This window comes from Thioclava sp. 'Guangxiensis' (assembly GCF_045348365.1).
Classification (GTDB): domain Bacteria; phylum Pseudomonadota; class Alphaproteobacteria; order Rhodobacterales; family Rhodobacteraceae; genus Thioclava; species Thioclava kandeliae.
In genome coordinates this window covers 217,501-225,442 of record NZ_CP155824.1, presented here as the reverse complement: position 1 = coordinate 225,442, position 7,942 = coordinate 217,501, and the positions used below count along the sequence as shown (strand labels likewise).

Genomic DNA, 7,942 nt, shown 5'->3' with positions numbered 1-7,942 from the left:
ATTCGACTTTCGCAAGTACGCGAATTCTGAGGTAATTACCCAGAGCGAAACGGTACGCTAGAGTGGGTGATTTCTACATCATTATACCCATTCGCATCCAAAAGCATACGAACGCCGCGTTCAATTAAATCTGGCTCAGGTGTCGGACCAATTTTCACTGATCGGATGGGCAACTTACGTGGTTCGTCTTCCCTCCTAGGCGGATGCAGGGGAAGCATTTTTATCTTTAGAAAGGGAACAATACGACCTGCGCGAGACCGGAAAAGCGGCTTCACTTCTTGGCGATAAGTATCTGGAAGCAGTTCGTCAGCGACGGGCTTATGATCTGTATAGACGTAGCGGATCTCGCGCTCTGCGGCAAAAGCCTGATGTTTACAAAGAACCACTTGTTGCCAGATGTCGTGGTAAAGATTTGCCGCCATCAGTGGAAGCTCTCTATCGACGTCTACTGGTAACTGTCCCGGTTTTGCCTGAAGAGCTGCTTCAATATCCCTGTGACAGGTTGAAATATATTTTGCTACAGTTTCATCAAAGCAGGCTTTCTGGTCGTGATCGGTATATCGAACGCGATCAATTATACCATCAACCACATTTCCCAACATCAATGGGCTACGATTGAACTCAATTGCTACTGGAGCTTCGGTGCCACCATAAGCGCGCCATTGACTGAGGTCGTCAGCTTCGAAAGAAAAACAGGCAATGTAGACCTGAGGAGGCAACCTTTCTTCGAAGATCGAAATTGTGCGCTTTAGCATCTCCGCGACCTTGGGTATTTTCTCTTCAGCTAAAGCGATCTGAAGGCGATCGCGAGCTAGCTCTCGCCCTAAAATGATTTCCTCTTTATCATTTAAGAAGGTGGCATCACTTAACCACAGCTCATGACGTGAAATTATCGAAATGAGGCTCGCAGACGAAGTATAATGATAAATGCGGTCCGGCGTAAGCGAGCCCATCTCGCGATACATCCATTCGGCTCCTGTCTCATGGGATTGATTGGCTGGTTGAGAGTTAGTCGATTGCCTTGAATCGAAAGATGCCGAGACGCGTTTTTCTCGGAACACCCGGTTGATAAATTTACGCATGCCTTCCCCCAATCTCCAAGCCTATTGAATTAGATATACAAGATCGCCTCGGCGTTGATTGTTCAATACTGTTTGTCACTTAATCAGTTCAGGGGGCATTTTCGTATCCCTGCATGCAACATCAGCTTGTCCGGCTAGATGGAGATGTGCAGTGGCAAGTGGGGTTGAAACGACGGGTGTGCCGGTTGGCGCGATGCTGGACGATATTTTAGGCAACCGCTTTGGATCTACCACCCGCGTGCCGTTCGATTTGATCGCCGCTGCGATCTGGCAGAAGCTCGGAGGCGTAGCATATGCCACCTATGCCGAGCTTCAGGCTGACTTAAGCCCAGCGGATGGGACGTTAGCGTCGGTTTGGGGCGATACTGATGCCATCAACGGGATCTACCGTAAGGATGGGGTGGCCGATGAAGGTAATTGGGCCCGTATTGGTGATCTGCCAACAAATGCAGTTCAGGCCGCAGAAATTCTAGCGGCCAAGAACCGCGCCAACCATACTGGGACCCAATCGGCCGATACGATCACCGATAGCGTCGAGAAGGTCATGATGACGGTCGTTGAGCGCACCGTTCTATCCTGGCTCGAGGAAAATAATCCCTTCGCTCTGGGTCTGCATAGCCCCAAGAATACGGCGGGCGATACGTCCGAGTCCGGGCAGTTTACCGATGGCCTTGGCCGCGTGATCGGCGAGATCTGGCCCGACCTGTCTTGGCGCTTCGGGGATGTCCACGCGATCGTGGATGCGCTCTTGAAGGACCGTATCGTCCATGACCGTCTCGGGCGCCAGCTCTTCGGGTTGACCGAACAGGGCGGTATTCTTCTTGGGGGTCTGGAGATCGCCTCTGAAATGGAGGCCAAGTCTCTGGCGTTCATGGATGCTGAGCGCAACATGCTCGATCTGGTAGAGCTGCATAAGCGGGTGCGCAGCCTTGAGGCATCGGTTGTCAGGAAGGTTGGTAAATTCGTACAGCCTCCCGCTGACCTTGTCGCGACGACCCTTCGCATGATTATCAGCTACGGCCAGTCGCTCTCAATCGGCGCGCGCGGTCAGCCCGCGCTGACGACTGCGCAGGCTTATCGCAACCTTATGTTCACGCAAGGATTGCGGGGTGAGGTCGCAGATCTGAGCGGATTGGTGCCCCTGATCGAGGCGGATTATGGCGATAATGGCGAGACGCTCATGTCCGGCTTGACCGATCACCTCTCGGCGCTTGATCCGGGCTATGCTGCGGGTTCCTATGCTTATGTCGGGACCGTTCCTGGCAAAGCGGGGCGCGAGATTTTCAACCTGTCGAAGGGCAGCACCAACTACGCAGCGCTTCCTACACAAATGGCAGCATTGAAAGGTCTGGCAGAGGCGGCAGGGGAAACGGCCTCCCTGTGGTTCTGGGGTTTTACCCAAGGCGAGCAGGATACTGCGGTCGAGACCAATCCCGCCCTCTATGAAAGCCGGTTGCGCCAGATGGTGGCAAGCATGGCGTTCGATGCAAAGGCCAGCTTCGGGCAATCATTCGCCCCGAAATGCTTGATCTATCAGACGGCGGCCAACCGCGTTTACGGGGTTGATCCACATATCGCGCTCGCGCAGCTGAAGGTGGCGCAGGAAGATGGCCTCCTGATGGCTTGCCCGATCTATATGTTCGATTTTTACACGGACAGCCTGCACCTGACGAATGACAGCTACCGGATGCTTGGGCTTTACTATGGTCGGGCCGCTGACTCATTTGCTCGACAGGGCTTCTGGGCGCCCCTGCACCCTGTCACGACGATCGCGCAGGGGCGGACGATCACCCAGCAATATCATGTGCCGACCGGCTCGCTGCAATTCGACACGACCCGTGTCACCGAGGCGGTCAATTACGGGTTCGATATCCGCGATGCGGACGGCGCCCTGCGCGACATCATCGACACGGTGGACATCACGGGCGTGGACACAATCCGCGTCACCCTGACCGGCGATCTGCAGGAAGGCGACCGCCTGACATATGCATGGGGCCGCGATGGTGATCCTGCGACCTCTGGGCGCATCGATGGGCCACGCGGCAATCTCTGCGACGAGGCGGGAACCGGCGACACCTACACAACGAGCGGGGCCGTGGTGGTGCCGCTCCACAACTATTCAGTCATCAGCGACGAGGAGATCCAGCAATGGGCGTAGTCATGAGCTTGGGCGGGTTTGCCGCCCCGAATATCGGCCTTCCGGTCGCACCGATCTATAACCGCGAGGGGTTGCTTCTGGCCATTCGTCCGCGTGACAGCGCCGACAGCATGGAGAACCTTGCCAATAGCGGCGTTACGCTGACCGCTATCGGCGCGCCGTCGTTCGATAGCCAAGGCGTTATCGTCAACAACGCCAACGGGTATCGCCTTAATATCCCCGACCCCAAAGAGCTGACGGCAATCGTGGTGTTCTCGCTGTCAGGCGGTGCGGCTGCAACGCCTCTGATCGGGAACTATGACAGCGCGGCGCCGGGCGGCATTATGCTGAAGGCCGGATCTCCGACCTCTGGTCGGGTCGGGAGCAATGCGCACCGCTGGAATGGCTCGGCGAACGCCAATACGCAAAACGTCAGTGATAACGATTATGACGGGAGCGGGCTCATCTGGGCCGCTATGCGTCTGACGGGCTCCACTATGTCGCTCTTCGATAGCGCAGGCGGGGTTTTGAGCAAGAAAGACAGTGCCGCCTACGATTACGCCAACCGAGTGATCGGCGCGAATAATCTCGGGATTGGGGCTGGCGTTTACTCTACTTGGTCATCGGCGGCTTATGTGAACGTCAGCGAAGTGCTGCTGTATGAACGCGGCATGGCTGATGATGAAATCTGGCTTCAACGTGAACGCAGCAAGGCATTGTTCACCGAACAGCGTAAGCTCGTTTGGCCGAACTGAAGGGGCTCAAGTCATGGCAGATTGCAGTGAAAAACCGGCGCTTTCGGATGTTGCGAAAAGTGCTTCTGTGAGAACGCTAAAAGTGCGCCGGATAAAGGTGTTCGATCATGCGCTGACGGACGACGAGATTATGCACGAATATGAGCGGAGCAAGGCGCGTCTCTCCGATCAGGGCAGGCTTGTTTGGGCGAACTGATCGCTGGGTTGCCCTAACAGCAACATCTAGGGCGGCGAGGCACAATTCGTCGCCTCATTAGACTCGCGCTTAATGGCCTCCTTATCAAAAATCGTTTGCTGCAATTATCCGTGTCCCAGACTGAAAAAGTCAGTGTCGCGCTACAGAGAAGGACGCTGCGCGTTTGCCTTCATCCTTGCGTGGTGAGGTGCTGACATTGCCTGTGCGTCTGGAGATTTTGCAGGCGGAGGCTCTTGATGCCCGTCTTCATTCGCTCTTCTGAGCGGATTTTCCGTTCTATTTTTGCTGTGTCAAGAATGCGCGAAGCCGCCTCTGATGAGACGGCTTTTTATTTGGTTGCGGGAGTAGGATTTGAACCTACGACCTTCAGGTTATGAGCCTGACGAGCTACCGGGCTGCTCCATCCCGCGTAAGGATGTGTCTGATTGGGGGGGTATCGTTATAGAGATGATTGACGCTCTTTATTAGGTTTGGCGGTGACCTACTCTCCCACGTCTTGAGACGCAGTACCATTGGCGTGTTGGCCCTTAACGGCCGGGTTCGGAATGGGACCGGGTGTATAGCCAGCGCTATGACCACCAAACCGAATAAAGAGCGTCCAAGTCAAGTTGTGTTCGTATGCATGATTTTGATCTGTAGGAGTGTCTGTCTACTACTGGATCAAATCAAGCCAATCGGGCAATTAGTACTGGTCAACTGAATGCATTACTGCACTTACATCTCCAGCCTATCGACGTGGTGGTCTTCCACGGCCCTCAAGGGATACCTAGTTTTGAAGGGGGCTTCCCGCTTAGATGCTTTCAGCGGTTATCCTGTCCGGACATAGCTACCCAGCACTACCGTTGGCACGATAACTGGTCCACCAGTGGTCCGTTCACCCCGGTCCTCTCGTACTAGGGGCAACTCTTCTCAAGTATCCTACACCCACGGCAGATAGGGACCGAACTGTCTCACGACGTTCTAAACCCAGCTCACGTACCTCTTTAAACGGCGAACAGCCGTACCCTTGGGACCTGCTCCAGCCCCAGGATGAGATGAGCCGACATCGAGGTGCCAAACGGTGCCGTCGATATGGACTCTTGGGCACCATCAGCCTGTTATCCCCAGAGTACCTTTTATCCGTTGAGCGATGGCCCTCCCACTTGGGACCACCGGATCACTATGGCCGACTTTCGTCTCTGCTCGACTTGTCAGTCTCGCAGTCAGGCAGGCTTTTGCCATTGCACTCAACGACCGATTTCCGACCGGTCTGAGCCCACCTTCGCGCGCCTCCGTTACTCTTTGGGAGGCGACCGCCCCAGTCAAACTACCCGCCACACAGGGTCCCGGATCCGGATAACGGACCGCGGTTAGACATCAAGAGTGCGAAGGGTGGTATCTCAAGGATGCCTCCACCGGAACTAGCGTTCCGGCTTCAAAGGCTACCACCTATCCTGCACATCACAATCCTGATGCCAGTGTGAAGCTGTAGTAAAGGTTCATGGGGTCTTTCCGTCTAACCGCGGGTAGTGTGCATCTTGACACACAGTTCAATTTCGCTGAGTCCACGTTTGAGACAGCGGGGAGATCGTTACGCCATTCGTGCAGGTCGGAACTTACCCGACAAGGAATTTCGCTACCTTAGGACCGTTATAGTTACGGCCGCCGTTTACCGGGGCTTCAATTCAGAGCTTGCACCCCTCCTTTTAACCTTCCGGCACCGGGCAGGCGTCAGACTGTATACGTCGCCTTACGGCTTCGCACAGCCCTGTGTTTTAAGTAAACAGTCGCCACCCCCTAGTTTGTGCCCCCCACCTATAGTTGCCTACAGATGGGGCCTCCTTCTCGCGAACTTACGGAGGCATTTTGCCGAGTTCCTTAAACGTGGTTCTCTCAAGCGCCTTGGTATTCTCTACCAGTCCACCTGTGTCGGTTTCGGGTACGGTCTTATAGAGAGGCTATTTCCAGGGACCTGTAGGCTGCCCGACCAATCCGATAAGGTCGAACAACGGTTCAGATCCGTCACCATCTCACGGCCCAGGAATATTAACCTGGTTCCCATCGACTACGCCTTTCGGCCTCGCCTTAGGGGCCGGCTTACCCTGCTCAGATTAGCTTTAAGCAGGAACCCTTGGACTTTCGGCGACAGGGTCTCTCACCCTGTTTGTCGCTACTCATGTCAACATTCTCACTTCTGATCACTCCACCGGATGCCTTACAGCCCGGCTTCACAGTCAGAACATTGCCTCCAATACTCCCGAAGGAGATAAGGAGGCAGCGTTCTATATCACAGAACGCTCCGCTACCACGCACTTCACAGTGCATCCAAAGCTTCGGCTCGTGGCTTGAGCCCCGTTACATCTTCGCCGCAGGACCTCTTAACTAGACCAGTGAGCTGTTACGCTATCTTTAAAGGATGGCTGCTTCTAAGCCAACCTCCTGGTTGTTTTGGAAGTCCCACATGCTTTCCCACTTAGCCACGAATTGGGGGCCTTAGCTGTTGGTCAGGGTTGTTTCCCTCTCCACGACGGACGTTAGCACCCGCCGTGTGTCTGCCGATCAGTTCTTCCCGGTATTCGGAGTTTGCTTAGACTCAGTAAGGCTGTGGGCCCCCATCATCCATGCAGTGCTCTACCCCCGGGAGAATACAATCGACGCGCTACCTAAATAGCTTTCGCGGAGAACCAGCTATCTCCGAGTTTGATTGGCCTTTCACCCCTAGCCACACGTCATCCGGACCCTTTTCAACGGGTGTCGGTTCGGACCTCCAGTTGGTGTTACCCAACCTTCATCCTGCACATGGCTAGATCACTCGGTTTCGGGTCTGATCCCACGAACTCGACGCCCTGTTAAGACTCGCTTTCGCTGCGCCTACACCTATCGGCTTAAGCTTGCTCGTAAGACCAAGTCGTTGACCCATTATACAAAAGGTACGCCGTCAGAGCTCGAGGCTCCTCCGACTGCTTGTAGGCGTCCGGTTTCAGAAACTGTTTCACTCCCCTCGTCGGGGTGCTTTTCACCTTTCCCTCACGGTACTGGTTCGCTATCGGTCAGTAAGGAGTACTTAGCCTTCGAAGGTGGTCCTCCGATCTTCAGACAGGATTTCACGTGTCCCGCCCTACTTAATTCGTCCCGTTGAGCTTCGTATACGGGGCTATCACCCATATTGCTGGACATTCCAGACCATTCTACTCACTCTCAAGGCTCGGCTGATCCGCGTTCGCTCGCCACTACTAGCGGAGTATCATATTGATTTCCTTTCCTCCGGGTACTTAGATGTTTCAGTTCCCCGGGTTCGCTCTTAAAACCCTATGTATTCAGGTAATAAGTCCCTGGTTATGCAAGTTGTAAGCTACCGAAGTAATTACAACGAACATTCAGGTGGGTTTCCCCATTCGGAGATCCATGGATCAAAGCTTATTCTCAGCTCCCCATGGCTTATCGCAGAGTATCACGTCCTTCATCGCCTCTTACTGCCAAGGCATCCACCAAACGCCCTTCTCGCGCTTGATTTGATCCAGAAGAAGATAGACTTCTTCCTGTATCAAAAGCATGCATACTATATCCCGCTGACGATCCCGAAAGATCATCAACATTGGTTAGTGTACTTGACTTGAACAACATCGTTGCTTGCAGATCAAACTGCTGTCACCCGTACTTGGGCGACCCACGATGCTGATGTTTAATTTCATCTCTATATACGATATCAAACCGTCCAATCGGACGAGCAAACCGTTCAAACTGAACGTCTTGCTGATCTGATTGGATCTAGGCCATTTTCTGGTTTCTTGCG

4 protein-coding genes, 1 tRNA gene and 2 rRNA genes are annotated in these 7,942 nt (G+C 54.2%); 3 read left to right on the top strand and 4 right to left on the bottom strand.

Annotated features, from left to right (window positions below; genetic code table 11):
* Window positions 1-35: 35 nt before the first annotated feature.
* Complete coding sequence (locus tag ABEB22_RS18315; RefSeq protein WP_349295228.1) at window positions 36-1,082, bottom strand: DUF2971 domain-containing protein; 1,047 nt, start codon at window positions 1,080-1,082, stop codon at window positions 36-38.
* Window positions 1,083-1,233: 151 nt separating this feature from the next.
* Between ABEB22_RS18315 and ABEB22_RS18310 the strand changes: the two genes are divergently transcribed.
* Genes ABEB22_RS18310 through ABEB22_RS18300 form a run of 3 tightly spaced genes read left to right on the top strand, consistent with a single transcriptional unit; the run spans window position 1,234 to window position 4,170 of the window.
* Window positions 1,234-3,240 carry a hypothetical protein gene (locus tag ABEB22_RS18310; protein ID WP_406871210.1) on the top strand — a complete coding sequence of 669 codons (2,007 nt, stop codon included), beginning with the start codon at window positions 1,234-1,236 and terminating at the stop codon, window positions 3,238-3,240.
* On the top strand, window positions 3,231-3,974 hold the full coding sequence (locus ABEB22_RS18305; RefSeq protein WP_349295226.1) for a hypothetical protein: 744 nt from the start codon (window positions 3,231-3,233) through the stop codon (window positions 3,972-3,974). The genes ABEB22_RS18310 and ABEB22_RS18305 overlap by 10 nt, the downstream gene beginning before the upstream one ends.
* Before the next feature lie 13 nt (window positions 3,975-3,987).
* On the top strand, window positions 3,988-4,170 hold the full coding sequence (locus ABEB22_RS18300; RefSeq protein WP_349295225.1) for a hypothetical protein: 183 nt from the start codon (window positions 3,988-3,990) through the stop codon (window positions 4,168-4,170).
* Window positions 4,171-4,503: 333 nt separating this feature from the next.
* Here the strand turns inward: ABEB22_RS18300 and ABEB22_RS18295 are convergent.
* The 3 genes from ABEB22_RS18295 to ABEB22_RS18285 all read right to left on the bottom strand — a co-directional run bounded on the left by ABEB22_RS18295 (window position 4,504) and on the right by ABEB22_RS18285 (window position 7,662).
* A tRNA-Met gene (locus ABEB22_RS18295) sits at window positions 4,504-4,580 on the bottom strand.
* Window positions 4,581-4,638: 58 nt separating this feature from the next.
* A 5S ribosomal RNA gene (gene rrf, locus ABEB22_RS18290) occupies window positions 4,639-4,753 on the bottom strand.
* Between the two features lie 78 nt (window positions 4,754-4,831).
* Window positions 4,832-7,662 (bottom strand): 23S ribosomal RNA (locus ABEB22_RS18285).
* Between the last annotated feature and the right edge of the window lie 280 nt (window positions 7,663-7,942).

Coding starts and splice junctions, on each gene's coding strand:
- ABEB22_RS18315 (WP_349295228.1), bottom strand. CDS start 1,082: ATGCGTAAATTTATCAACCGGGTGTTCCGAGAAAAACGCGTCTCGGCA.
- ABEB22_RS18305 (WP_349295226.1), top strand. CDS start 3,231: ATGGGCGTAGTCATGAGCTTGGGCGGGTTTGCCGCCCCGAATATCGGC.
- ABEB22_RS18300 (WP_349295225.1), top strand. CDS start 3,988: ATGGCAGATTGCAGTGAAAAACCGGCGCTTTCGGATGTTGCGAAAAGT.